General features: G+C 61.0%; 23 protein-coding genes. 21 read left to right on the forward strand and 2 right to left on the reverse strand.

Annotated elements, in window-relative coordinates:
* The first annotated feature begins 3 nt into the window (after positions 1-3).
* From ACJ8HA_RS03440 to ACJ8HA_RS03540, 21 genes are all read left to right on the forward strand, one after another.
* Positions 4-1,302, forward strand: a complete 1,299-nt coding sequence (locus ACJ8HA_RS03440) for a flippase (protein ID WP_262237356.1) — start codon at positions 4-6, stop codon at positions 1,300-1,302.
* Positions 1,283-2,131: an ATP-grasp fold amidoligase family protein gene (locus tag ACJ8HA_RS03445; RefSeq protein ID WP_025303208.1), complete on the forward strand. Its 849-nt coding sequence runs from the start codon at positions 1,283-1,285 to the stop codon at positions 2,129-2,131. Before ACJ8HA_RS03440 ends, ACJ8HA_RS03445 begins: the two co-directional genes overlap by 20 nt.
* Before the next feature lie 6 nt (positions 2,132-2,137).
* Positions 2,138-3,292: a hypothetical protein gene (locus ACJ8HA_RS03450; protein ID WP_049295809.1), complete on the forward strand. Its 1,155-nt coding sequence runs from the start codon at positions 2,138-2,140 to the stop codon at positions 3,290-3,292.
* Between the two features lie 3 nt (positions 3,293-3,295).
* Complete coding sequence (locus tag ACJ8HA_RS03455) at positions 3,296-4,201, forward strand: glycosyltransferase family 2 protein (protein WP_025303206.1); 906 nt, start codon at positions 3,296-3,298, stop codon at positions 4,199-4,201.
* Between the two features lies 1 nt (position 4,202).
* Positions 4,203-5,258 (forward strand): glycosyltransferase family 4 protein, encoded by a 1,056-nt coding sequence (locus tag ACJ8HA_RS03460; RefSeq protein ID WP_043138535.1) that lies wholly within the window; start codon positions 4,203-4,205, stop codon positions 5,256-5,258.
* Positions 5,259-5,265: 7 nt separating this feature from the next.
* The gene (locus tag ACJ8HA_RS03465; protein ID WP_038876984.1) at positions 5,266-6,009 is read left to right on the forward strand and encodes a glycosyltransferase family 2 protein; all 744 of its coding nucleotides are present in this window, start codon (positions 5,266-5,268) and stop codon (positions 6,007-6,009) included.
* A gap of 11 nt (positions 6,010-6,020) precedes the next feature.
* The gene (locus ACJ8HA_RS03470; RefSeq protein WP_043138527.1) at positions 6,021-7,880 is read left to right on the forward strand and encodes a carbohydrate-binding protein; all 1,860 of its coding nucleotides are present in this window, start codon (positions 6,021-6,023) and stop codon (positions 7,878-7,880) included.
* 292 nt (positions 7,881-8,172) lie between these two features.
* A complete protein-coding gene (locus tag ACJ8HA_RS03475) occupies positions 8,173-11,934 on the forward strand; it encodes a nitrate reductase subunit alpha (protein WP_442515204.1) in 3,762 nt (1,253 codons plus the stop codon).
* On the forward strand, positions 11,931-13,475 hold the full coding sequence (gene narH / locus ACJ8HA_RS03480; protein ID WP_025303201.1) for a nitrate reductase subunit beta: 1,545 nt from the start codon (positions 11,931-11,933) through the stop codon (positions 13,473-13,475). Before ACJ8HA_RS03475 ends, narH begins: the two co-directional genes overlap by 4 nt.
* Positions 13,472-14,194 (forward strand): nitrate reductase molybdenum cofactor assembly chaperone, encoded by a 723-nt coding sequence (narJ, locus tag ACJ8HA_RS03485; protein WP_025303200.1) that lies wholly within the window; start codon positions 13,472-13,474, stop codon positions 14,192-14,194. The genes narH and narJ overlap by 4 nt, the downstream gene beginning before the upstream one ends.
* 2 nt (positions 14,195-14,196) lie before the next feature.
* Positions 14,197-14,874, forward strand: a complete 678-nt coding sequence (narI, locus tag ACJ8HA_RS03490; RefSeq protein WP_025303199.1) for a respiratory nitrate reductase subunit gamma — start codon at positions 14,197-14,199, stop codon at positions 14,872-14,874.
* 273 nt (positions 14,875-15,147) lie between these two features.
* Positions 15,148-16,155 carry a 3-oxoacyl-[acyl-carrier-protein] synthase III C-terminal domain-containing protein gene (locus ACJ8HA_RS03495; protein WP_049209030.1) on the forward strand — a complete coding sequence of 336 codons (1,008 nt, stop codon included), beginning with the start codon at positions 15,148-15,150 and terminating at the stop codon, positions 16,153-16,155.
* On the forward strand, positions 16,152-17,168 hold the full coding sequence (locus tag ACJ8HA_RS03500; RefSeq protein WP_025303197.1) for an NAD-dependent epimerase/dehydratase family protein: 1,017 nt from the start codon (positions 16,152-16,154) through the stop codon (positions 17,166-17,168). Before ACJ8HA_RS03495 ends, ACJ8HA_RS03500 begins: the two co-directional genes overlap by 4 nt.
* Entirely contained in the window at positions 17,161-17,967 is an 807-nt protein-coding gene (locus ACJ8HA_RS03505; RefSeq protein ID WP_025303196.1) for an MBL fold metallo-hydrolase, read from the forward strand. The genes ACJ8HA_RS03500 and ACJ8HA_RS03505 overlap by 8 nt, the downstream gene beginning before the upstream one ends.
* Positions 17,964-19,250: a F390 synthetase-related protein gene (locus ACJ8HA_RS03510; protein ID WP_049204099.1), complete on the forward strand. Its 1,287-nt coding sequence runs from the start codon at positions 17,964-17,966 to the stop codon at positions 19,248-19,250. Before ACJ8HA_RS03505 ends, ACJ8HA_RS03510 begins: the two co-directional genes overlap by 4 nt.
* Positions 19,247-19,864 (forward strand): phosphatase PAP2 family protein, encoded by a 618-nt coding sequence (locus ACJ8HA_RS03515; RefSeq protein WP_025303194.1) that lies wholly within the window; start codon positions 19,247-19,249, stop codon positions 19,862-19,864. The genes ACJ8HA_RS03510 and ACJ8HA_RS03515 overlap by 4 nt, the downstream gene beginning before the upstream one ends.
* Positions 19,861-20,994 (forward strand): sterol desaturase family protein, encoded by a 1,134-nt coding sequence (locus tag ACJ8HA_RS03520; RefSeq protein ID WP_025303193.1) that lies wholly within the window; start codon positions 19,861-19,863, stop codon positions 20,992-20,994. The genes ACJ8HA_RS03515 and ACJ8HA_RS03520 overlap by 4 nt, the downstream gene beginning before the upstream one ends.
* Positions 20,987-22,069 carry a fatty acid desaturase family protein gene (locus tag ACJ8HA_RS03525; RefSeq protein ID WP_442515205.1) on the forward strand — a complete coding sequence of 361 codons (1,083 nt, stop codon included), beginning with the start codon at positions 20,987-20,989 and terminating at the stop codon, positions 22,067-22,069. Before ACJ8HA_RS03520 ends, ACJ8HA_RS03525 begins: the two co-directional genes overlap by 8 nt.
* Entirely contained in the window at positions 22,066-23,151 is a 1,086-nt protein-coding gene (locus ACJ8HA_RS03530) for an acyl-CoA desaturase (RefSeq protein WP_025303191.1), read from the forward strand. Before ACJ8HA_RS03525 ends, ACJ8HA_RS03530 begins: the two co-directional genes overlap by 4 nt.
* 106 nt (positions 23,152-23,257) lie before the next feature.
* On the forward strand, positions 23,258-23,482 hold the full coding sequence (locus ACJ8HA_RS03535) for a hypothetical protein (RefSeq protein WP_025303190.1): 225 nt from the start codon (positions 23,258-23,260) through the stop codon (positions 23,480-23,482).
* On the forward strand, positions 23,479-23,745 hold the full coding sequence (locus ACJ8HA_RS03540) for a hypothetical protein (RefSeq protein ID WP_033643416.1): 267 nt from the start codon (positions 23,479-23,481) through the stop codon (positions 23,743-23,745). The genes ACJ8HA_RS03535 and ACJ8HA_RS03540 overlap by 4 nt, the downstream gene beginning before the upstream one ends.
* A 9-nt stretch (positions 23,746-23,754) precedes the next feature.
* Here the strand turns inward: ACJ8HA_RS03540 and ACJ8HA_RS03545 are convergent, their stop codons facing one another.
* A complete protein-coding gene (locus ACJ8HA_RS03545; protein WP_071605360.1) occupies positions 23,755-23,907 on the reverse strand; it encodes a DUF2474 domain-containing protein in 153 nt (50 codons plus the stop codon).
* Between the two features lie 14 nt (positions 23,908-23,921).
* Positions 23,922-24,929: a cytochrome d ubiquinol oxidase subunit II gene (gene cydB, locus ACJ8HA_RS03550; protein WP_025303188.1), complete on the reverse strand. Its 1,008-nt coding sequence runs from the start codon at positions 24,927-24,929 to the stop codon at positions 23,922-23,924.
* Position 24,930: the final 1 nt, after the last annotated feature.

Genomic DNA, 24,930 nt, shown 5'->3' on the forward strand with positions numbered 1-24,930 from the left:
CGGGTGAAGGCCATTATCACCAATGCCCTGTGGCTGATGCTTGAACGCGTTTCGCTCAGCCTGTCCGGCATCTTCGTCTCCATTTACGTTGCGCGCTATCTGGGGCCCGCGCAGTTTGGCACCCTCAACTATCTGTTGGCGACGATCGCCATCGTAGTGCCACTGGTGCAGTTGGGCGCCGACAGCATCATTTTCAACCGCGTCGCCCGCCGACAGCCGAGCGGCATTCGCCTGATGCTGGCGTCAATACGCCTGCGTCGTTGGCTGTTCCTGGTGGTGGCGCTGCCGATGCTGATATGGAGCTATTTCAGCCAATCGCCCGCCAGCCAACTGATGACGCTGTTGCTGCTTATCAGCGCCTATTTCTCGATTCAGGACGTGTACAAAATTTATTACGATGCCCGCCTGCAGTCGAAACGCAATACGCTGATCAACAACCTGGCGCTGCTGCTGTCGATCGGGCTGCGGCTGGCGCTGGTGAGCGCGGCGCTGCCGCTGGTGTGGTTCGCGGTACCCTACATCCTCAGCAGCGCCGTACCTTACCTGGCGCGCCTCTGGTTATTCCGTGCGGAAGCGGCGGCCTCGCCGCGGGTTACGCCGCGCCAGGCCAGGCGCTATGGCCGTTATTTGCTAAAGGTGGGCCTGCCGTTGGCCATCTCCAGCCTGTCGATAGTGATCTATACCCGCATCGATCAAATCATGCTGGGCAATCTGGTCGGCGAGCAGGCGGTAGGCTGGTTCAGTGCCGCCACCACCCTCAGCCAAGGCTGGGTTTTCGTGCCGATGGCGCTGGTCACTTCGTTGATGCCGGGCATTGCCAGCTGTCGCGATCCGTTGGAGCAGGAGTACCGTATTCGGGTGCTTTATCTGGTGGTCTTGGGCCTGTCGTTGCCGGTGTTGCTGGGCCTATGGTGGTTCGCCCACCCGGCGATTGCGCTGCTGTACGGCGCCGCTTTCCAACCGGCCGCCAATATCCTGGCTATTTGCACGCTGACCTCGCTGTTCTCGGTAATGGGGACGGTTTCGTACCGCAGCATCGTGCTGTTCGCCGGCTATCGTTTTATCGCCATCAAGATGCCGTTGGTGGCGGTGGCGAACGTGGTGATGAATCTGCTGCTGATCCCGCGCTACGGCCTGATCGGTGCGGCGGTATCTACGCTGTTGGCGGAGTTCATTTCGTTCTTCGTGCTGAACAGTTTATTCCGTGGCGGAAAAATTACCCGACTGCAGCTGACCTGTTTTTACTGCCTGCCGCGTCTTGTCAGCAAATTAAGGAGAGAGCATGTTAAACATCCTGGTTAAAAATATTTCCAAGCGCCTGCCCGATGCCTGGCACCATCAGGTTAAATACGCGCTCTATTTCAAGAAGCTGCCGCACCTGTCAAAACCGACCGGCTTCAGCGAAAAGATCATGCGCCGCAAAATTTATCCGCGCAGCATCTACACCACTTTGTCGGACAAGTTCAAGGTGCGTGAATTTATCGCCGGCCTGTGGGGCGAGGAGTATCTGGTGGAGCTGTATGCGCATGGCACTGAACTTAGCTACGACATGTTCAGGCAATTGCCTAACGCCTTTGTGCTGAAGGCCAACCACGGCAGCGGCTATAACCGCTTGGTGTTCGACAAGCAGCAGATTAGCTACGCGGAGTTGTACGATCTCAGCAACGCGTGGATGCGCAGCAACTTTTATGAGCAGAGCCGCGAAAAGCATTATCTGGATATCGAACCCTGCATCATGGTGGAGCGCCTGTTGCTGGATGGCGAACAGGTGCCGAACGATATCAAGTTTCATTGTTTCAACGACAATCATGAAATTCGTATGTTCATCCAGGTGGATTACCAGCGTTTCGGCACCCATCGGCGCGATATTTTTGATATCGACTGGAACCGCACCGAAATTCGTATCAACTTGCCGAATGCAGACGAACCGATGCCGCGCCCTACACGGCTGGAGGAAATGATACGTTTGGCTCGCCAGACCGCGCAGCAGTTCTCTTATGTCCGTGTGGATTTCTACCAGGTCGGTGAGAAGGTGTATTTCGGTGAGTTGACGTTTACGCCTGGCGCGGGGTTAAGCAAGCTGATGCCGAAAAACATTGAGCAGGAATGGGGCAGTTATTTTACTGAGTAAACGCTTATGCAAAGAGTCGCCTCCAATTTTCAAATGCATGCCAATGCGGGTTATAATCAGTCGCGAGATTTAGTCAATCAATCAATTGTATTGACCTTCCTGCTGATGTTTTTCGTGAAAACGTTCCTGACCTCGGGATCGTTCAATAGCGAGCTGATTAATAAAGCGGTCATGGGGCTTAATGGCTTGATGTTGCTCTATGTTGGCTATGCATTTTTTATCGCTACGCTGGCGGAAAAGGCGGTTGCGGGTTTTTTGGTTCTGCTGTTTCTTGTTAATATTGCCACCGGTCATGGTGATTATCTGTTCGGTGCGGTATTCAGCACGGCGGTGATAATTTTATTCCGTCGCATCGAAATGGGGCGTGGCGCTGAAATGTTTGTCATCACCTTTGTGGTGGCAGGGTTACTGGTGGTTATTCCCTATATCTTTTACACCGATGGGTTTGTTTACCTTGATGAGCGTTACGGCAATCGATTAACGCTGGGGTTCGATAATCCGAATACCCTGGCGTATTATTCTTTTGCCTTGTTCGCCACACTGCTGTGCCTGATCGACCATGCGAAATTAACGCGAGGAATGAAAAATATCGCTTCGCTGGCGGTATCGGCGTTAATTCTCCCGGTGCTGATGTATTCCTATTCTCGCACCTGTTTTATGTTGGCGCTGTTGATGTTGTTGCTGTTTTGGCTGGCGCCGCTGCTGCGTGTCGCGCCGAACAGAAAAGTCTGCATCGCGCTGACGTTGGCCATTGTAGGCTTTCAATTCGCCAGCGTTATACGCTGGGGGAGTAATCCGGCCTTGGACGTCCTCTTGAACCAGGCGTTGACCGGGCGAATCTGGTTCTCCTGGCAGATGTTTCAGGCGGTGGGGCTACCCAATCCGCTGTTCGGCATGAATATAGAGCCTTATAAGCCCGTCGATTTCTTCTTCATCGCCATGTTTTATTCGGCCGGTGGCATCGCTTCTGTCGTCATGCTTTTTTGTTATTTTCACCTGTTGGGCAATATGCGCAGGCTGAGTCGGTTCATGCGCTGGGTGGTGGTTGTTTTCCTGCTGACAACCTTTACGGAAACCTATTTTTTGGTCCCGGTATTTAACGTGTCGTTATTGTTGCTTTGCCGTGGAAAAGAAATGATAAATTCTAAGTTGGAGGGTTAAGAAATGGATTTCTCGATCGTTATCCCTATTTATAATAGTGCACGCTACCTGCCGAAAACGCTGAAGCGGATTTTCAACGCTTGCCAAGGATTCGACTATCAGGTGATTTTGGTTGATGATTGCTCTGACGAGGATGATATCAAGTATATTCGTCAGATAGCGGCGACGAATAGCAATGTGATGCTGCATGAGAAAAAACAGAAGAGCAATGCGGCGGTGTCGCGCAACTTAGGTACCAAGTTAGCGCAATCGGAGATCGTGTTTTTCCTCGACTCTGATGATTACTTCACGACCAACTATATTATTCGTCGTATGAATAAACATGAGGATCGCCATATTGATATTATCTTCGGCAACTATGCGGAGGTGAGCGGCGATTCGGTGCGTGATTTCAACTTCCATTATAAATCCGGTTCCTCCGGCGAGGATTTTCTTTTTCTGGAAATGGGCGATATTCGTTCATCCACCATCAGCATCCGTAAAAAAAGCGATCGCCGCTTTTTATTTCCCGAGTTCCTCAATAAGCATCAGGACTGGGGTTTTTTGGTCAATGCCACCAATTTGGGCGCGCATGTGGCGCACGACGCCGGCGGAGGGGTGTTTCTCGACGTAGGGCGCTATGGGCGCATGACGGCGAAGCTCAATCTGGAGGCCAGCGACCGGTTTATCAATACCTTCCTCAGCCCCAGCGATCGCCATATCAGTGGATTCGCCTGCAAGCATCTGCTGGCCTCGCTGTATTCGGAAAACGCCCAGGCGTTCAATTATTACTCGTCGCGCATCGTGCGGCACAGCCTGAGCGGCAAGTTCAAGGTGATCAAATGGTATGGCGATTGTCTGGCGCGGTTGGGATTGTTCTCGGTTGGCGGCCGGCTGCTGCGCAATGTGCGCCAGGGATTCAGGAGATGATATGCAAGCACGCAAGGTAATCATCGTTATCGAAAATATCGCGGGCAAGGGCGGTACTGAACGGGTCGCCAGCGGTTTGGCCAACGCGCTGGCGCGTCTGCCGGGTTATGAGGTGGCGGTGTTTTCGCTGTTTGGCGAGCGGAGCTTCTTTCCGCTGGCGAGTGACGTCCGGTTGCGCTGCGGCGGTGGCGATTCGCTGTTCTGGCCATGGCGGCTGGCATTGGCGCTGCGGCGTGAACGCGCGGACGTGATCATTACCGTTTCTATGGGAAAACTGTCGGTGGTGATGACGCCTTTTCTGCGTTTGTTCTGTGCCCGCAGCCGGTTGCTATTAAGTGAGCACGTCAGCTTTCACCAGTATCCGCGCGTATTTAAGTGGCTGAAGTTGCTGGTTTACCGGCTGAGCGATCGCGTGATTTTCCTGACGCGGCAAGATAGCGACGCCATCGCTCGCTGGGTGGGGGCCGGAAAATGTCGGGTGATCGAGAACGTTTCGCCATTCGGCGCACAGGCGCCGACGCCGGCGCTGCAAAAAAAGGTGGCGCTGGCGGTGGGGCGATTGAGCAATCAGAAAGGCTTCGATCGACTGATCGCACTGTGGCGAGGGGTGGTGGCGCAGGCGCCGGATTGGCGTCTGCTGATTATTGGCGACGGTCCGGAGCGCGACGCATTGCGGCGACAGATTGAAGACGCCGGGCTGGAGCGGCAGGTGAGTCTGCTGCCGGCCACCGCTAACGTGGCGGACTATTATCGCCAGGCCAGCCTGTATTTGATGACCTCTCGCTATGAGGGATTGCCGATGGTGCTGATCGAAGCCATGAGTTTCGGCCTGCCGCTGGTGGCCTACGACTGCAAGACCGGCCCGGCCGAGTTGATAGACGATGGCGTCAACGGCTATCTGGTGCCCGATGACGACGCCGCCGCCTTCAGCGAAGGGGTGATCAAACTGATGCTCGATCCGGGTTTGCGCGAGCACTTCTCTATCGCCGCGTTAGAGAAGTCTCGTCGTTTTTCTCCCGAACGTATTTATCCCCAGTGGCAACAGCTCACCGAGTGAGGACAGAATGGAAAAGATATCCGTGATAATGCCGGCCTACAATGCTGCGAACTCTATTAAAGAGTCGATTCTAGGCGTGCTGAATCAGCGATTTACCGATTATCACCTGTATGTGATCGATGATGCGTCTACCGACGATACTGCCGAGGTGGTACGGCCGTTTATCCACGATCGCCTCACCTATATCCGTAATGAGCATAACCAGGGCGTGGCGGAAACGCGCAACATCGGCATTGAGGCGGCGAAAGGCGACTATATCGCCTTCTGCGACAGTGATGACGTATGGCTGCCCAACAAGCTGTCGCGGCAGGCGAGCATTTTGCAAACCCGCCGCTACGACGTGGTGTGCTCCCATTATTACACCTTCGAAGACGACCTGAAATTGATCAAAAATACCCGTGGTGCGGATGAGCTTATTGGCTATCAGGATATGTTGAAAAGCAACTGGATTGGCAATCTCACCGGCATCTACAACCAGAAGCGCATCGGTAAGGTGTATCAGCAAAAAGTGGGCCATGAGGACTATTTGATGTGGCTGGCGGTGCTGCAGAAGGCGCGTAACGGCCTGGCCTACTGCATTCCCGAACCGCTGGCCTGTTACCGATTGTCTACCCATTCGCTGTCGGGCAACAAAATCCGCGCCGCGGACTGGCAATGGCGGATTTACCGTCAGCATTTGGGGCTGTCTTACCAGAAATCCTGCTATCTGTTCGCCACCTATCTGTTCAATGCCGTGGTGAAAAGGAAGTGACCATGAGGGGGATGTATCAGAGGGTGGCTCTGGGCTGTTGCGCCTTGTGGAGCGCTTCGGCTCTGGCGCAGAGCTGCCAACCCAATCTGTTGGCCAACCCCGGCTTTGAGCAGGGGCTCAGCGGCTGGCGCGCGCAGGGCGCACAGGGCGACGGCGATACGCACAGCGGCCGTGGCAGTCTGCGTTATGACAATGCAGATGCAGCGCAGTACCGTACCTTCAACCAGGCGCTGCAGGTTGTACCCGGGCAGACGATCGATTTCGGCGTCTGGCTCAAGACCCGCGGCGTACGCGGGCAAAGCCGCGACGGCGGCGCCGGGGTTTATCTGCAAAGCTTTGATGCGCAGGGGCGCTTTCTGGAAGGCAGCTATCCGGCTGGCGTGACCGGCGACAGCGGTTGGCGGCAGGTGAACGCCAGCTATACCGTGCCGCCGCAGGCGGCGCGAATCACTTTTGGCGTTTACCTGCGTAAGGGGAGCACCGGTACCGTCTGGTTTGACGACGCCTATGCGTGTACTCGAGCGCCTAAGCCGGCATTGTATCAGCTCGGCGCGTCGGCGCAGGGAAAGGTCGACACGCTGATAGTCACTGCGCAGCCGCAGCATTTGCAGGTCGATAGCGAATTGCTTAATGCCGAGGGGCAGGTTGTTCACCGTAGCCGCGACCGTTATCAAGTTGAAGGGCAGCGCCGTATCGAATACCCACTGCCGACCGGCCTGGCCCAGGGAGAGTACCGCCTGCGTCAGCAGGTCACCGGTCAGCAATCCCAGCCGGCACAGGGCAGCGAGCTGTCTTTTCGCGTTGGCCAGCCTGCGGCCAAAGTGGCGATCGACAGCAAAGGCTTTACCCTGCGCGATGGTCAACGGCTTTTCCCGTTGGGCATTTACGCCAACGTGGCTACCGATGAACATTTGGCGCGCATCGCCTCGGCGGGATTCAACACGGTGCTGAACTATGATTATGGGGAAAAGAAAGATCCTTACGCCTTTTTCCGCAACGCACGCAAGCGCGGGCTGCTGGTCATTTACTCCGTCAAAGATCAGTACCGCGGCAGCCGTTTCGCGCCGGCCGTGCGTGGTGGCGACTACGCGGCGATGACGGCCTGGTACGTGCAGCGCTTGCGCTCTCAGCCCAACCTGCTCGCCTGGTACATCAACGATGAGCTGGGGCCGGAATATCTCGATAAGATCGAGGAAAAAAACCTGCAAATAAAGCGGCTTGACGGCGATCACCCCACCTTCCAGGTGTTGAACAAAACCGGGGAGTTGGACGCCTACTTTAACAGCAGCGACATTTTGGCGACCGACCCTTACCCGGTGGGGAACGATCGCGATCTGACGCGCACCACGCGTTATACCGAACTGACGGTGCAGGCCGCCCGGCAGGCACGCGGGGCCTGGGTGGTGATGCAAATCATGGATCACGCCGCTTATGACGCTCGCCGCAAGCCACATCCGCCGTCAGAGGCGGAAATCCGCAACCAGGCCTGGCAGGCGCTGATCGGCGGCGCTAAGGGGCTGTTGTTTTATTCTTATACCGATCTGTTTTACAAGCGTAAAACCGGCCGCTTCGACCAACGGGAGTTTGACGCCACCTGGCGTGGCGTGGCTGCCGTGTCGCAGCAAATTGCCGCTTTCACCCCTTATCTGCTGACGGGAAAATCGACGCCGCTGGCGGGAAGCGACCCGCAAATGCCGGCGCGGATGTTTATTCTGGGCGATCGCGCCTTGCTGCTGGTAGCCAACCCCTACTATCGAGAGGGAAGCACCCGCTTGCGCCTTCCGGCGGGCTGGCGGCAGCAGGGAGAGGGCACGGAGGTCAAGCTGGCGTTGCCCGCCGTGGGCACCGCGACGCTGTGGCTTCAACGCTGAAAGCGACGAGTTAGCATCACGCGGGAGGTTTCTCCCGCGTCCTACCCCCAAATACCCCACCTTGCACCCCGCCCGTCAGTCTCTGTCATGAATTCCTGATTTATTCATTCAAATTCAATTAATTAAAGTTAATCCTCGCACCTATACTTTGGTGGTATTTCATCCCCGACGCGCGCGTCGCCTCCCGCTTTCTCTTGATCGCAATCAATTTGCCGCCGGTTGGCCGTCAGTAGGCTGGCGGCAGATTGAGCATGTCTTCTTATAACGACAAGAGCCTTCAGGAGCATTCCGGATGAGCAAATTTTTAGACCGTTTCCGCTATTTCAAGCAGTTGGCGGAGCCTTTTTCTGGCGATCACGGCCAGACCTTGAACACCAACCGCGACTGGGAAGACGGCTACCGCAGCCGTTGGCAACACGACAAAGTGGTGCGTTCCACCCACGGCGTGAACTGCACCGGTTCCTGCAGTTGGAAGATCTATGTGAAGAATGGTCTGGTGACCTGGGAAACCCAGCAAACCGACTATCCGCGCACCCGTCCCGATCTGCCTAACCATGAACCGCGCGGCTGCCCGCGCGGCGCCAGCTACTCCTGGTACCTGTACAGCGCCAACCGGCTGAAATACCCGCTGATGCGCAAGCGTCTGCTCAAACTGTGGCGCGAAGCGAAAGCGCAGCACAGCGATCCGGTCGCGGCCTGGGGCTCTATCGTCGGCGATGCGGAAAAAGCCAAAAGCTACAAGGTGGCGCGCGGCCGCGGCGGTTTCGTCCGCTCCAGTTGGCAAGAGGTCAATGAACTGATCGCCGCCGCCAACGTCTATACCGCCAAAACCTTCGGCCCGGACCGCATTATCGGCTTCTCGCCGATCCCGGCGATGTCGATGGTGTCCTACGCCGCCGGCGCCCGTTACCTGTCGCTGATCGGCGGCGCCTGCCTGAGCTTCTACGATTGGTACTGCGATCTGCCGCCGGCCTCGCCGATGACCTGGGGCGAGCAGACCGACGTGCCGGAATCCGCCGACTGGTACAACTCCTCCTACATTATCGCCTGGGGCTCCAACGTGCCGCAGACGCGTACCCCGGACGCCCACTTCTTTACCGAGGTGCGTTACAAGGGCAGCAAAACCGTGGCGGTGACGCCGGACTATGCCGAAGTCGCCAAGCTGTGCGACCACTGGCTGAATCCGAAGCAGGGCACCGACAGCGCGATGGCGCTGGCGATGGGCCACGTAATGCTGAAAGAGTTCCATCTCGACCGCGAAGTTGGCTACTTCCGCGACTATGTGCGCCGCTATACCGACATGCCGATGCTGGTGCTGCTGGAAGCGCGTGAAGGCGGCCATTACGCCGCCGGCCGCCTGCTGCGCGCCGCCGATCTGGTGGACGGATTGGGCCAGGAAAACAACCCCGAGTGGAAAACCGTCGCCATCGACAGCCACAGCGGCGATCTGGTGGCGCCGCAGGGCTCCATCGGTTTCCGCTGGGGCGAGAAGGGCAAGTGGAACCTGGAACAGCGCGAGGGCAAATCGCAACAGGAAGTCGAGCTGCAGCTCAGCCTGTTGGGCATGCATGACGACGTCGCCGAGGTGGGCTTCCCGTACTTCGGCGGCGCCGACAGCGAGCATTTCAACAGCGTGGCGCTGGACGAGATCCTGCTGCACAAGCTGCCGGTGAAACGCCTGCGGCTGGCGGACGGCAGCGAAGCGCTGGTGACCAGCGTGTATGACCTGACGCTGGCCAATTACGGCCTGGAACGCGGGCTGGACGACGCCAACTGCGCCGCCGACTATGACGAGGTCAAGGCCTACAGCCCGGCCTGGGCCGAACAGATCACCGGCGTGTCGCGCCACAACATCATCCGCATTGCCCGCGAGTTCGCGGAAAACGCCGAGAAGACCCACGGCCGTTCGATGATCATCGTCGGCGCCGGCGTCAACCACTGGTATCACATGGACATGACCTACCGCGGCCTGATCAATATGCTGATCTTCTGCGGTTGCGTCGGCCAGAGCGGCGGCGGCTGGGCGCACTACGTCGGCCAGGAAAAACTGCGGCCGCAAACCGGCTGGCTGCCGCTGGCGTTTGGCCTCGACTGGCAGCGCCCGCCGCGCCACATGAACAGCACCTCGTTCTTCTACAACCATTCCAGCCAATGGCGCTATGAAACTGTCGGCACCGACGAGCTGCTGTCGCCGCTGGCGGACAAGTCGCGCTTCGGCGGCAGCCTGATCGACTTCAACGTGCGCGCCGAGCGCATGGGCTGGCTGCCGTCGGCGCCGCAGTTGGGCACCAACCCGCTGCGCCTGGCGGAGCAGGCCCGCGCCGCCGGCCAGTCACCGGTCGAGTTCACCGTCGACGGCCTGAAAAACGGCACGCTGGGCTTCGCCGCCGAGCAGCCGGACAATCCGCAGAACTTCCCGCGCAACCTGTTCGTCTGGCGCTCCAACCTGCTGGGGTCTTCCGGCAAGGGCCATGAGTACATGCTCAAATACCTGTTGGGCACCGAAAACGGCATCCAGGGGAAAGATCTCGGCCAGCAGGGCGGCGTGAAGCCACAGGAAGTGGAATGGCGCGAGCAGGGCGGCGAAGGCAAGCTGGATCTGGTGGTGACGCTCGATTTCCGCATGTCGAGCACCTGCCTGTACTCCGACGTGGTGCTGCCGACCGCCACCTGGTACGAAAAAGACGATATGAACACCTCCGACATGCACCCGTTCATCCATCCGCTGTCGGCGGCGGTCGATCCGGCCTGGGATTCGAAGAGCGACTGGGAGATTTACAAGGGCATCGCCAAGGCCTTCTCCGAAGTGTGCGTCGGCCATCTGGGCCAGGAAACCGACGTGGTGACCTTGCCTATCCAGCACGACTCCGCCGCCGAACTGGCACAGCCTTACGGCGTGCAGGACTGGAAGAAAGGCGAATGCGATCTGATCCCCGGCAAAACCGCGCCGCACATCATCGCGGTGGAACGCGATTACCCGGCCACCTACGAGCGCTTCACCTCGCTGGGGCCGCTGCTGGACAAACTGGGCAATGGCGGCAAGGGCATCAGTTGGAACACCCAAACCGAGGTCGACTTCCTCAAGCAGCTTAACTACGTCAAGGCCGACGGCCCGGCGGTAGGGCGGCCGAAGATCGAGAGCGCGATTGACGCGGCGGAAGTGATCCTGTCGCTGGCGCCGGAAACCAACGGCCAGGTGGCGGTAAAAGCCTGGGAAGCCCTGAGCAACGTCACCGGCCGCGATCACCGGCATCTGGCGCTGAACAAGGAAGACGAGAAAATTCGCTTCCGCGACATTCAGGCGCAGCCGCGCAAAATTATCTCCAGCCCGACCTGGTCCGGTCTGGAGGATGAACATGTTTCCTATAACGCCTGCTACACCAACGTGCACGAGTTGATCCCGTGGCGCACCCTCAGCGGCCGTCAACAGCTGTATCAGGACCATGAGTGGATGCGCGCCTTCGGTGAAAGCCTGCTGGTATACCGGCCACCGATCGACACCCGTGCCGCGCAGCCGCTGCTGAACAGCAAGCCGAACGGCAACAAGGAGAAGGCGCTGAACTTCCTGACGCCGCACCAGAAGTGGGGCATTCACTCCACCTACAGCGACAACCTGTTGATGCTGACGCTGTCGCGCGGTGGCCCGATCGTCTGGCTGAGCGAAGACGACGCCAAAGATCTGGGCATCGCGGACAACGACTGGATCGAGGCCTTCAACGCCAACGGCGCGCTGACGGCGCGCGCGGTGGTCAGCCAGCGTATCCCGGCCGGCATGACCATGATGTACCACGCGCAGGAGCGCATCGTGAACCTGCCGGGCTCGGAGATCACCAGCCAACGCGGCGGCATCCACAACTCGGTGACCCGCGCCTGTCCGAAGCCGACCCACATGATCGGCGGCTATGCGCAGTTGGCCTACGGCTTCAACTACTACGGCACCGTCGGCTCCAACCGCGACGAGTTCGTGGTGGTGCGCAAGATGAACCGCATTGATTGGTTGGACGACGAAGGCAACGACTACGCGCAGGGCAGTCAGCAGGAGAACAGCAAATGAAAATTCGTTCGCAAGTCGGCATGGTGCTGAATCTGGACAAGTGCATCGGTTGCCACACCTGTTCGGTCACCTGCAAAAACGTCTGGACCAGCCGTGAAGGCATGGAGTACGCCTGGTTCAATAACGTGGAAAGCAAGCCCGGCGTCGGGTATCCGCACGCCTGGGAAGATCAGGAAAAATGGAAGGGCGGCTGGATCCGTAAAATCAACGGCAAGCTGGAGCCGCGCATGGGCAGCCGCGTCGGCGTGTTGGCGAAAATCTTCGCCAACCCGGACGTGCCGGCGCTGGACGACTACTACGAGCCGTTCGATTACGACTACCAGCATCTGCACACCGCCAAACAGGGCAAACACCAGCCGGTGGCCCGCCCGCGCTCGCTGATTACCGGGCAGCGCATGAACAAGATCGAAAGCGGCCCGAACTGGGAGGAGATCCTCGGCGGGGAATTCGAAAAACGCTCGCAGGACAAGAACTTCGATAACCTGCAGAAGGCGATGTACGGCCAGTTCGAAAACACCTTCATGATGTACCTGCCGCGCCTGTGCGAGCACTGCCTCAACCCGGCCTGCGTCGCCACCTGCCCGAGCGGGGCGATCTACAAACGCGGCGAAGACGGCATCGTGCTGATCGACCAGGACAAGTGCCGCGGCTGGCGCATGTGCCTGACCGGCTGCCCGTACAAGAAAATCTATTTCAACTGGAAAAGCGGCAAGTCCGAGAAGTGCATCTTCTGTTACCCGCGTATCGAAGCCGGGCAGCCGACGGTCTGTTCGGAGACCTGCGTGGGCCGCATCCGCTATCTCGGCGTGCTGCTGTACGACGCCGATCGCATCGAGCAGGCGGCGGCGGTGGAGAACGACAAAGATCTGTATCAGAGCCAGCTCGATATCTTCCTCGATCCGCATGATCCTAAGGTGATTGCTCAGGCGCTGGCGGACGGCGTGCCGCAGGGCGTCATTGAAGCCGCCCAGCAGTCGCCGGTGTACAAAATGGCGATGGACTGGAAGCTGGCGCTGCCGCTGCACCCGGAATACCGCACGCTGCCGATGGTGTGGTACGTGCCGCCGTTGTCGCCGATTCAGTCCGCCGCCGACGCCGGCGAGCTGGCGCACAACGGCGTATTGCCGGACGTCGAGAGCCTGCGCATTCCGGTGCAGTATCTGGCGAATCTGCTGACCGCCGGCGATACCGAACCGGTACTGCTGGCGCTGAAGCGCATGCTGGCGATGCGCCACTACAAACGGGCGGAAACCGTCGACGGCGTGGTGGACACCAGCGCGCTGGAGCAGGTTGGCCTGAGCGAAGCGCAGGCGCAGGAGATGTATCGCTACCTGGCGATCGCCAACTATGAAGATCGCTTTGTGGTGCCGTCGAGCCACCGCGAACTGGCGCGCGAAGCCTTCCCGGAAAGCAAGGGGTGCGGCTTCAGCTTCGGCGACGGCTGCCACGGCAGCGATGGCAAGTTCAATCTGTTCAACAGCCGCCGTATCGACGCCATCGACGTGACCGCGAAAACCGCGCGGCCGGAGGATGCCTCATGATCAGCCTGAAAGTGATCGCCCGCCTGCTGGATTATCCGGAGCAGGTGCTGTTTGACCATCAGCAGGCGCTGATCGAAGCGCTGGAGCCGGCCAGCGAGCTGGATCTGCACCACAGCGCGCAGCTGATTCTGTTTATCCGCCGCCTGTGCGCGCGCCCGTTGCTGGATGCTCAGGCTGACTATTGCGAGCTGTTCGATCGCGGCCGCGCCACCTCGCTGCTGCTGTTTGAGCACGTGCACGGTGAGTCGCGCGATCGCGGCCAGGCGATGGTTGACCTGATGGCGCAGTACCGCACCGCCGGGCTGGAGATCGACAGCCGCGAGCTGCCGGACTTCCTGCCGCTGTACCTGGAGTATTTGGCCAGCCGCAGCGCGGCGCAGGCGCGGGAAGGGCTGCAGGACATCGCGCCGATCCTGGCGCTGCTGGGCGCGCGCTTGCAACAGCGTGAAAGCCCGTACGCGGTGCTGTTCGATCTGCTGCTGGCGCTGTCCGGCAGCGAGGTGCAGGCCCAGGCGCTGGAGACCCAGGTGGCGCAAGAGGCGCGCGACGATACGCCGCAGGCGCTGGATGCGGTGTGGGAAGAGGAGCAGGTCAAGTTTCTCGGCGAACAGGGCTGCGCCTCCGCCCAGCAGACGGCGCACCAGCGGCGCTTCGCCGGCGCGGTGGCGCCACAGTATCTGGATCTGACGGATGCGTTAACCGGAACCAAAGGACGCTAATCATGCAATTTTTGAATCAGTTCTTCTTCGATATCTACCCTTATCTGGCCGGCGCGGTATTCCTGATCGGCAGCTGGTTGCGTTACGACTACGGGCAGTACAGCTGGCGCGCCGGCTCCAGCCAGATGCTGGATAAAAAGGGCATGCGGCTGGCGTCCAACCTGTTTCACATCGGCATTATCGGCATCTTCGCGGGCCACTTCCTCGGTATGCTGACGCCGCACTGGATGTATGAGGCCTTCCTGCCGATCGACGTGAAGCAGAAACTGGCGATGATCGCCGGCGGCGCCTGCGGCCTGATGACGCTGATCGGCGGCGCGCTGTTGCTGAAGCGTCGCTTGACCAACCCACGGGTGCGCGCCACCAGCAGCTTCGCCGACATCATGATCCTGACGTTGCTGGTGGTGCAGGTGTGCCTGGGCCTGCTGACCATTCCGTTCTCCGCCCAGCATATGGACGGCAGCGAAATGATGAAGCTGGTGGCCTGGGCGCAGGCGGTAGTGACCTTCCACGCCGGCGCCTCTGCGCACCTGGAAGGGGTGGCGATTATCTTCAAACTGCACATGGTGCTGGGCATGACGCTGTTCGTGCTGTTCCCGTTCTGCCGCCTGGTGCATATCTGGAGTGCGCCGGTAGAGTACCTGACCCGCCGTTATCAGCTGGTGCGCAACCGCCGCTGAGCCTGACCCCGCCGCCGCCGATCGCCAGCGGCGGCGCTATTCCGATAATTCCCCCGCCGTCTGCCCATTCTCGCCGCCTTGTCGTAAACTAATTATCTCAGTCATGTTACGCTTATGCTTCCGCCGACGGACGTCGGCCCGTGGTAGCCGATAACAAGAGATACCGCCTTGATGAAAGGCATTTTGGGACATAAAAACCGGGGATGATCCGCGTGGCCTTCGTGCCGTGCGGGAGAATCGCTTTATGGATAGTCAGGTTAATCAATAACAATAATGACCACACAATGTCGCTCACCCGAGCTGTTGCCTCTGAAAATCATTGCCACCGGGGCCGCGTTGCCGCCCAACCGCGTGGCGTCTTCTACGCTCGACGCTCGCCTGGGGAAACCGGCCGGCTACGTTGAAAAACGCTCGGGTATCGTTTGCCGCTATCACGCCGCCGACGATGCCAGCCAGGCCGAACTCGCTGCCGCTGCGCTGCAAGATGCGCTGGCTCGCCACGCCATCCCGGCAGCTTCCATTGACCTGCTGATCTCCGCCTCGGCGATATCGGTGCAGGCGCTGCCATGCACCGCCGCGCATATTCTCAAGGTGGCGGGGCTGGCGGCGGGCACGCCGGGCTTCGACATCAACAGCAGCTGCGTCAGCTTTATCTCTGCGCTGCAGGTAGCGGCGGGGCTGTTGAACGCCGGGACGTATCGGCGTATCGCCATCGTTTCGGCGGATCTCGCTTCACGCGGCATCGACTGGCAGCACGAAGAGTCGTCGCTGATCTTCGGCGATGGTGCCGCCTGTGCCATTGTGGAGTGCGGCGACGGCGCCAGCGGTATCCTCGCCAGCCTGGTGGAAACCTATCCCGCCGGGAGCGAACTGTGCGAGATCCGCGCCGGCGGTACGCGTCGTAACCCGCGCGCCGGCATGTGTGAGCAAGACTTCCTGTTCCATATGCAGGGCAAGCCGCTGTTCCGTCAGGCGTCGGCGCTGATTGAGGGCTACCTCGACCGGCTGCTGAACGCCAGCGGCCTGACCCTGGCGCAGATCGCCACCGTAGTGCCGCATCAGGCCAGCCATCTGTCGCTCGAACATATGCGCAAACGGCTGCACGTCTCCAGCGAGGCGCTGGTCGATATCTACCGCCATCATGGCAATCAGGTGGCGGCGTCTATCCCGACGGCGCTGCATGCCGCCGTGACCACCGGGCGCTTCAATCCCGGTCAGCCGGTGATGCTGATCGGCACCGCCGCCGGGCTGGCGCTGGCCGGCATGGTGTTGCTGCCATGAGGGTGCTGGTCACCGGGGCGACCAGCGGGCTGGGACGCAACGCGGCGCAGTGGTTGCTGGAGGCCGGACATCAGGTGCGCGCCACCGGCCGCGATGAGCGGGCCGGCGCAACGCTGCGCCGGCTGGGCGCCGAGTTTTGCGCGCTCGATCTGGCGCAGGCCACGCCGCAGCAGTGCCGGGAGCTGGTGACCGACTGCGAGTGGGTGTGGCACTGTGCGGCCAAGTCTTCGCCCTGGGGCAGCAAGGCGGAATTTCACCGCATCAACGCCGCGGCGACGGAGAAGCTGGCGGAGGCGGCGGGGCGCTGCGGCGTGCGGCGCTTCGTGCATATCTCCACGCCGGCAATCTACTTCGATTTTCAGCCGCATTACGATCTTGACGAGGGTTACCGCGCCCGGCGCTTCGCCAATCACTATGCCGCCAGCAAGTATGCGGCCGAACAGCGCCTGTTGGCGCAGGCGAAGATCTATCCGCAAACCACCTACATTATGCTGCGGCCGCGCGGCCTGTTTGGCCCGCACGATCGGGTGATCGTGCCGCGGCTGTTGCAGCAGCTCGAACGCGATCGCGGCGTATTGCGATTGCCCGGCGGCGGACAGGCATTGCTGGATCTGACCTTTGCCCCCAATGTGGTGCACGCCATGGAGCTGGCCAGCCGGCAGCGCGGATTGCCGTCCGGCGCCGTGTACAACATCACCAATCACCAACCGCAGCGGCTGGCGGACATGCTGGATGCGCTGCTGCGTCAGGCGCTGGGGCTGAGTTACCGGCTGCAGGCCGTGCCCTATCCGCTGCTGCATTCGCTGGCCGGCGGCATGGAGCTGTGGGCAAGCCTGAGCGGCAAGGAACCGATGCTGACGCGCTACAGCGTGGCGGCGGTGCACTTCGACATGACCCTGAGCCAGACCCGCGCGATCGAAGAACTGGGCTATCGGCCGCGTTACTCGATGGAAGAGGGGATCCGCCTGACCGGCGAGTGGCTGCGGCAGCAAGGAGGCGGACAACATGGCTAAAGTCACCGTTTTTGAAGTGGGCTATTGCACGCATATCGGCTGCATGGCGCTGCGCGGTGCCGGGTTCCGGGTGTGCAAATTCCCGGCGCGCGCCTATCTGCTGGAGGTAGGGGAGCGCCGCTGGCTGTGGGATACCGGCTACGCGCATTATTTTCAGCAGCACACGCAGTCGGGGCTGTTCAGCCTTTACCGCCGCATGACGCCGGTCTATTTCGATCCCGCCGAGTCGTTGGCGCACCAGCTGCGCGAAGCCGGTTACACCGAAGGTGACATCCAGGCGCTGATCGTCTCGCATTTTCACGCGGATCACATCGCCGGGCTGCAGGATTTCAGCCAACTCGATTTTATTTGCTCTGGTGAAGGCTGGCAGCAAACCCGTGGGCTGCGCGGTTTTGCGGCGCTGAAGCGCGCCTTTATTCCCGGCCTGATCCCGGCGGACTTCGAGAGCCGCCTGCAGTTTATGGAGGCTTTTCCCTCGGTGGCGTTGCCCGCGCTGCTGGCGCCGTTCGATCGCGGTTACGCGCTGCCGGGCAGCGAAGGGCAGATCGTGCTGGTGCCGCTGCCGGGGCATGCGGCCGGCCATATCGGCGCCTTTATCCTCACCGATGCCGGTTGGACACTGCTGGCCAGCGACGCCGCCTGGTCGCCGCAGAGCTACCAGACGCTGCGCGGGCCTTCGCGCCTGGCCAATCTGGTGATGGACGACGCGGCGGCGTACACCCGCACGCTGGAGCGGCTCAACCAGCTGTGGGCGGGCGGCCAGGTCAACATTTTGCTGTGTCATGAGGGGGACCTGTGATCCCCTTCATGACCCTTTGGCACTATTTTCGCGCCCGACGCCTGCGCTTTGGCGATCGTGCGGCGCTGGAGGCGTATCAGGCCCGGCAGCTCACGGGCTTTGCCCGCCGGGTGCTGAGCAAGAGCCCCTATTTTCAGTGTTTCAGCCGCCGGCCGTTCGCCGAATGGCCGCAGATGGACAAGGCGCTGATGATGGCGCAGTTCGACCGGATGAATACCGCCGGGCTGCAGCGCGATGCGGTGCTGGCCTGCGCGCAGCGCAGCGAGGCGGATCGCGATTTCACGCCGAAGATCGGGCGCTACAGCGTCGGATTGTCGTCCGGCACCTCCGGGCAGCGCGGCGTGTTTGTCGTCAGCCCGCGCGAACAGCAGGTGTGGGCCGGCGGCATGCTGGCGAAGATGCTGCCGGACGGGCTGTTGGCCGGCGAGCGCGTTGCGCTGTTTCTGCGGGCGGACAATAACCTCTATCACAGCGTGAACAACCGTTGGCTGAGCCTGGCGTTTTACGATCTGCTCGCGCCGTTCAGTGCGCATCTGCCCGCCTTGGAACGGCAGGCGCCCAGCATCATCGTGGCGCCGGCGCAGGTGCTGCGCGCCCTGGCGCTGGCGGTGCTGGCCGGGCAGGTGACGCTGCCGGTCAAAAAAGTGATCTCGGTCGCCGAGGTGCTTGAAGAACAGGATCGCCGCCTGCTGATGCAGGTGTTTCCGGCGGTTGGCGAAGTGTATCAGGCCACCGAGGGGTTCCTGGCCGCGACCTGCGCGCACGGCACGCTGCATCTGAACGAAGAGTTTTTGCATATCGAACCGCAGTGGATCGACGAACTGCACTTCACGCCGCTGATCACCGACTTTACCCGCAGTACGCAGCCGATCGTGCGCTATCGGCTGGATGATGTATTGGTGCTGCGCCAGGAACCCTGCCCATGCGGGCAACCGACGCGGGCGATTGCGCGTATCGAAGGGCGGCGCGACGATCAGCTGATGTTACCCGATGCGCAGCGGCAACCGCAGGCGGTGTTCGCCGATGCCTGCAGCCGGACGATCGCCAATGCGTTGCCGCTGACCAGCGATTACCGCCTGATCCAGCGCGGCGAGCAGCGGCTGGAGCTGATTGCCGATTGCAGCCAAGCGGAATTGGCGCACTGCCAGGCGCAGCTGATCGCACTGTTCGCCCGTCAGGGCATCGCCACCGAGCGGCTCGAATGGCGGCTGACGACGCAGGCGGTGCTGCCGCAGTTCGATCGCAAGCGGCGGCGCATCGTGCGCCAGGCGGAGGAAGCATGAAAAATACGCTGTTCAGGCTAGGGCACATGTTGCTCGGCTGGGGGACGGTCGGGGTCGTGTATAGCCTGACCGATCGCCTGCAGGGGGCGGGAACCCTGTTGCCGCCGTCGGCGCTTGATCGGGCGATCCCGTTCAACCCGGCGGCCATCTGGCTCTACCTGTCGTTCTTCCTCATCGTCCCGGCTGGCTATTTGCTGGCGCCGCTGCGGCGAATCAAATGGCTGACGCTGGCGATGCAGCTGACGGCGCTGGGCGCCGGAGCGGTTTACTTGCTGTGGCCGACCACCATGGCCTATCCGCAGAACGATGGCGTTGGGATCAGCGCGCAGCTGCTGGCGGCGTTAACGCAGGTGGATTCGGCGCAGAACTGCCTGCCGTCGTTGCACATGGCGCTGACGGTGCTGGCGGTGTGGGCGCTGAGCGACGGCGAGCGCAAAATGCGGACGGCGCTGTGGATGCTGTGGGGCGTGGCGATCGCGTTCTCCATTCTGCAGCTGCGCCGTCACTTGTTTGTCGATTTGGCAGGTGGCGCCTTGCTGGCGCTATGCGCCGGTGGGCTGGCGCTGCGTATAAAGGCCCTGCGCAGGCGCGTGGTTAAAGGAGAAATGGGATGAGCGATCTGGCGTTGCCGATAGTGTTCATGCTGTTCATCGTGGTGGCCGAGGCGGTGGCGCTGCAGTGGGGGCGCCGTGAGCCGGTCAACTGGCACGATCTGGTGTTCAACCTGAACTCCGGCCATATCATGCTGTGGCTGTTCCGCGGGCTGGAGATCACCTGCTACGGCTACGTGGCCGCGCATTTCAGCCTGGGGCTGCTGGACGCCTGGCCGCCGCTGCTGATGTGGCTGTTCGCCCTGCTGGCGTGGGACTTCGGTTTCTACTGGCTGCATCGCCTGCACCACCGCTTCCGCGTGCTGTGGGCGGTACACGTGGTGCACCACCAGGGGGAGCACTTCAACCTGTCGCTGGGGGTGCGCAACTCCTGGTATTCGTCGCTGACGTCGATCCCGTTCTTTTTGCTGCTGGCGCTGGCGGGCGTGCCGCTGTCGGTGTTCGTCGCGGTGTCGATTTTTCACTACAGCATTCAGCTGTTTAACCACAATGCGCTGACGCCGAAGCTGGGCGTGCTGGAAAAAATCCTGGTCACGCCAGCGCACCACCGGGTGCACCACGTCAAGGACATGGCGTATTCCAATAAGAACTTCGGCGGCAGCTTTATCTTTTGGGACAAGCTGTTCGGCACCTTCTGCCCGGCGTTGCCGACCACGCCGTTCAGCTATGGCGTCAGCGGTGACAGGCCGTCTGCCAACCCGTTCTGGGCGAGTAATCTGCCGTTCCTGCGCTATTTGCGTCTGACATGGCGCCCGGCGCCGGGCCGACCACGCGACCGCCGTTCGGCACTCAGCGTATTCAGCGGCGCCATGCTGTTGTTCACGCTGGTGGTCGGCTACGTCTACCAATACGGCTATGGTTACGGCGACATCAGCTGGCCGCAAATGGCGCTGCTGGTGCTGCTGGCGTTGGGATCGGTAGCGCTGGGCGGCATGACGGAAGGGCGGCCGTGGGCGAGCGCCGTCTGGCTGCTGATCGCGCTGGGCATGCCGCTGCTGTTTATCGGCTATCTTGGCTGGCCGCAGCGCTATTGGCATATCGCCATGGCCGCCGTGGCGCTGCATGCCCTGTGCATCGCGCTGGGCTGGGGGCGAGTGGCCGCATCGGCCGCCGTGGAGGAACCGCATGGCTGAGTCAATGCCGCCGCTGCGTTTTCCCGCCGATGGCGAGCAGGCGTTTCATCGCGATCTCAAGCGCGCGGCGCACGCCTGCCTGGCGGGCGATCATCGCTATGCCGATGCCGCGCGGCTGGTCAAGGCCGCGCTGTTGTTGGTGTTGTGCGCCGGGTTTTACGCGCTCAGCCTGATGCAGCATCAGCCATGGGCGTTTTTCCTTTGCTATTTCCTGTTCGTGACCATGGGTATGCTGCTCAACGTCAACGTCAACCACGATGCTTCGCATAACGCCTTCCTGCGTGCGCCCTGGGCCAATCGCCTGGTGGGGCGGGTGGTGACGCTGCCGCTGGGCGTCGATCCGGACTATTGGCGTACGCGGCACGTGGATTACCACCACGTTTACGCCAACGTGGAGCATTACGATCTGGACACCGAAGAGAACGGCTTTTTCCGCCAGACGCCTTTCCAGCGCTGGCGGCCCCATATGCGCTATCAGCATCTGTACTGGCCGCTGATCGCCGCGCTCTCCTTGCCCTATATCGCCTGGATTTTCGATTGGTCCGATCGGCTCGATAAAACGCCGCTGCGGGAAAAACGCGTGCTGGCGGGGCGCGGCGGTTGGACGCTGTTCGTGCTGTGCAAGCTCGCGCATCTGGCGCTGGTGCTGGTGGTGCCGCTGATCGTGGGCCACCTGCACGGCATCGGCTGGGGCTGGGTGCTGTTGGCTTACGCGCTCAGCCAGATGTGTGCCTCGCTGCTGGTGGTGTTCCTGCTGTTGGGCACCCACTGGGCGCAGGCCGAGTTTTACCCTGCGCCGACGGGCGACAGCATGCCGCAAGGCTGGTACCGGCACAATTTCGCCACCGCCTGCGACTGGCAGCCCGAACCGCGCTGGCTGGAGCACCTGACCGGCGGACTGAACTATCACCTGACCCATCACCTGTTTCCCGGTTGGAATCACCGCCACTATCCGGCGCTGGCCGCCGCGGTGGCGGAAGTGGCACAGCGGCACGGCATGGCGTACCGCTGCATCGGCTATCGCGAACTGCTGGCGCAGCAACAGCGCTTCTTGCGGCGGATGGGGCAGCCATGAAACCGCTGCGTCCGTTGGCCTATCGGCGCGACGACAGCGGGTTGCATCGCGCGCTGATGCAGGCCGCCCAGCACTATCTGGCGGCCAACGGCGATCACCGTTTCGCCGACGGCGGCATGCTGGCGAAGGTGACGCTGCTGCTGGCACTGTGCGGCCTGTGTTACGGGCTGAGCCTGCAGCAGCAAAACGGCTGGGCGTTTTTCGCCTGCTATTTCGGTTTTATCTTTATCGGCATGTTCCTGACGGTAAACGTGGTGCACGATGCTTCGCACAACGCGTTTTTCCGTCGGCCCTGGGCCAACCGTTGGCTGAACGCCCTGGTGAGCGTGCCGCTGGGGCTGGATCCCGACTGCTGGCGCGTGCGGCACGTGCTGTTCCACCATGCCCATAACAATATCGAACATTACGATCCCGACATCGACGCCAACGGCGTGCTGCGGCAAACGCCGTTCCAGCGCTGGCGCCCCTTTATGCGCGCGCAGCGTTACTATTGGCCGCTGGTGGCGGCGCTGACGTTCCCGTACTACATCTGGCTGTTCGATTGGCTGGACAGGGCGGGCCGCACCCGCGTGGCGGCGCGCATGGCGCAGCAGGGCGTGCGTGGCTGGTGCGGGTTTCTGGCGGGTAAGGCGGCACACCTGCTGCTGGCGCTGGCGATCCCATGCTGGTTGCTGCCGCCGGCTATCGGCATCGGGCAAATTCTGCTGGTCTATTTGCTGAGCCAGATGCTTTCTTCCTTGCTGTTCGTGATGTTGATCATCGGCACCCACTGGGCCAAGGCCAACTTTTATCAGGCGCCGGCGCAGGGCACGATGCCGCACGGCTGGTATCACCACGTGTTCGCCACCACCTTCGACTGGCTGACCCGGCCGCGTTGGCTGGGGTACTGGCTCGGCGGGGCGAACCTGCATTTGACGCATCATCTGTTCCCGCACTGGAGCCACCGCCATTACCCGGCGCTGAGCCGCATCATCGGCGAGGTGGCGCCGCGTTTCGGCATCGACTACCGCCTGCTGGAACTGGAGGAGCTGTTGCGTCTGCAGCAACGCTTCCTCAGCGCGATGGGCCGCAAGCCGTACTAGCGTTGCATGCGGATTGTGCGAGGCGTTACGCAGTTCACTAATTGAACGATATTTGCCCTTCCAGTAGACTTTCCCTCTGTGAATCAACGGCCACAGGAGGTGGACTATGCGCAGCTTGCCGATTCGGTTATCGAACAAAATTGATGATGATCTGAACGATATCGCCCGGCGTCACGGGATGGAAAAAACCGAGGTAATCAAAATGGCGTTTGCACTGATTACCCTTGCCGATAAGTACTGGATGAAACAGGATGGTACTTCTCTTGGCATTGTACGGGAGAAGGGTGAACAGCTTGAAGCGGTGGGGCGGGTCGTGGAGATCTTCCCATGAACATCGAAAGCCGTAATCTGCGCGATGAGGCCAGCCAGGTTTATCTGGAGCAGGTCTTGGTCTTCGACGAAATGGAGCGGCTGCGCCTGGCACGCCAGGTGCTGTGCGGGATATTCGCCGTCAGCGTGGGCGTATTCGCCGCCCACGCGTATTGGGAGAAAAACGAAGCGCTGAATCAGGTGTTTGAGCTGGTGAAGATCGGCGCCTTGCCGCTGGTCACGCTGGTGGTCTCTTTTTACTTTCCCAACAGCGCGTCCAGATAAGGCGCCGCGTCAATGCGACTTCATGCCCGCCGCGGTCATCAGCAGGCGGAACAGTGAGGCAACCACGAATAACCCCAGCACGCTGGCGCTCCAGATGATCACCAGCCAACCGATGCGTTTCCACCAGGGCGCCGGAGCGGCGGTTGCCGTTTTATCTTGCATAGCGTCCTCCCTTCTCAATGATAGCCGTGTTCATGGCTGATCTTGCCGCGGAACACGTAGTAGCTCCAGAAGGTGTAGACCAGAATGATTGGGATGATGAACAGCGCGCCCACCAGCATAAAGCCAAGGCTCTGCGGTGGTGCTGCGGCGTCCCACAGGCTGATGGCCGGCGGGATCAGGTGCGGCCAGATGCTGATGCCAAGCCCGCTCAGGCCGAGGAACACCAGCAGCAGCGTCAGCATAAACGGCGAGTAGTGCGCGCCGCGTTTCACTCCGCGTTGAATTCCCCAGGCGCTGAGCAGCACCAGCAGCGGTACCGGCAGCAGCCAGAACAGGTTAGGCAGCGTAAACCAGCGGGCGGCGATTTCCGGATGGGCGATCGGCGTCCAGACACTGACCGCAGCCAGCACCAGCAACAGGATGGCCAGCAGCGGCGTCGCCAGGTGATACATGCGTGCCTGCAGTTCACCGGCGGTTTTCATCACCAGCCAGGTACAGCCGAGCAGGGCATAGGTCACCACCAGCCCCAGCCCGCAGAACAGCGCGAACGGCGTTAGCCAGTCCAGCGCGCCGCCGGCGTAGGTGCGGCCTTCTACCGGGAAGCCGTTGATCACGGCGCCCACCACCACACCCTGGCTGAAGGTGGCGAACAGTGAGCCCCAAATAAACGCCTTGTCCCAGATATGGCGCTTCTCCGGCGTCGCCTTGAAGCGAAACTCGAAGGCCACGCCGCGGAAAATCAGCCCGATCAGCATCAGCGTCAGCGGGATCGCCAGCGCGTCGAGGATGACCGAATAGGCCAGCGGGAAGGCGCCGAACAGTGCGGCGCCGCCCAGCACCAGCCAGGTCTCATTGCCGTCCCACACCGGGGCGACGGTGTTCATCATCAGATCGCGGTCGCCGCTCTCTTTCACCCACGGAAACAGGATGCCGATGCCCAGGTCGAAACCGTCCATCACCACGTACATCATGGTGCTGAACACGATGATGACAAACCAAATCAGCGGAAGATCGATACCCATG

This window comes from Serratia sp. CY33802 (assembly GCF_052169095.1).
Classification (GTDB): domain Bacteria; phylum Pseudomonadota; class Gammaproteobacteria; order Enterobacterales; family Enterobacteriaceae; genus Serratia; species Serratia bockelmannii.

Coding starts and splice junctions, on each gene's coding strand:
- narI (WP_025303199.1), top strand. CDS start 14,197: ATGCAATTTTTGAATCAGTTCTTCTTCGATATCTACCCTTATCTGGCC.
- narJ (WP_025303200.1), top strand. CDS start 13,472: ATGATCAGCCTGAAAGTGATCGCCCGCCTGCTGGATTATCCGGAGCAG.
- ACJ8HA_RS03475 (WP_442515204.1), top strand. CDS start 8,173: ATGAGCAAATTTTTAGACCGTTTCCGCTATTTCAAGCAGTTGGCGGAG.
- ACJ8HA_RS03535 (WP_025303190.1), top strand. CDS start 23,258: ATGCGCAGCTTGCCGATTCGGTTATCGAACAAAATTGATGATGATCTG.
- ACJ8HA_RS03465 (WP_038876984.1), top strand. CDS start 5,266: ATGGAAAAGATATCCGTGATAATGCCGGCCTACAATGCTGCGAACTCT.
- ACJ8HA_RS03500 (WP_025303197.1), top strand. CDS start 16,152: ATGAGGGTGCTGGTCACCGGGGCGACCAGCGGGCTGGGACGCAACGCG.
- ACJ8HA_RS03545 (WP_071605360.1), bottom strand. CDS start 23,907: ATGCAAGATAAAACGGCAACCGCCGCTCCGGCGCCCTGGTGGAAACGC.
- ACJ8HA_RS03505 (WP_025303196.1), top strand. CDS start 17,161: ATGGCTAAAGTCACCGTTTTTGAAGTGGGCTATTGCACGCATATCGGC.
- ACJ8HA_RS03525 (WP_442515205.1), top strand. CDS start 20,987: ATGGCTGAGTCAATGCCGCCGCTGCGTTTTCCCGCCGATGGCGAGCAG.
- cydB (WP_025303188.1), bottom strand. CDS start 24,929: ATGGGTATCGATCTTCCGCTGATTTGGTTTGTCATCATCGTGTTCAGC.
- ACJ8HA_RS03470 (WP_043138527.1), top strand. CDS start 6,021: ATGTATCAGAGGGTGGCTCTGGGCTGTTGCGCCTTGTGGAGCGCTTCG.
- ACJ8HA_RS03445 (WP_025303208.1), top strand. CDS start 1,283: ATGTTAAACATCCTGGTTAAAAATATTTCCAAGCGCCTGCCCGATGCC.
- ACJ8HA_RS03540 (WP_033643416.1), top strand. CDS start 23,479: ATGAACATCGAAAGCCGTAATCTGCGCGATGAGGCCAGCCAGGTTTAT.
- ACJ8HA_RS03455 (WP_025303206.1), top strand. CDS start 3,296: ATGGATTTCTCGATCGTTATCCCTATTTATAATAGTGCACGCTACCTG.
- ACJ8HA_RS03495 (WP_049209030.1), top strand. CDS start 15,148: ATGACCACACAATGTCGCTCACCCGAGCTGTTGCCTCTGAAAATCATT.
- ACJ8HA_RS03530 (WP_025303191.1), top strand. CDS start 22,066: ATGAAACCGCTGCGTCCGTTGGCCTATCGGCGCGACGACAGCGGGTTG.
- narH (WP_025303201.1), top strand. CDS start 11,931: ATGAAAATTCGTTCGCAAGTCGGCATGGTGCTGAATCTGGACAAGTGC.
- ACJ8HA_RS03520 (WP_025303193.1), top strand. CDS start 19,861: ATGAGCGATCTGGCGTTGCCGATAGTGTTCATGCTGTTCATCGTGGTG.
- ACJ8HA_RS03450 (WP_049295809.1), top strand. CDS start 2,138: ATGCAAAGAGTCGCCTCCAATTTTCAAATGCATGCCAATGCGGGTTAT.
- ACJ8HA_RS03515 (WP_025303194.1), top strand. CDS start 19,247: ATGAAAAATACGCTGTTCAGGCTAGGGCACATGTTGCTCGGCTGGGGG.
- ACJ8HA_RS03460 (WP_043138535.1), top strand. CDS start 4,203: ATGCAAGCACGCAAGGTAATCATCGTTATCGAAAATATCGCGGGCAAG.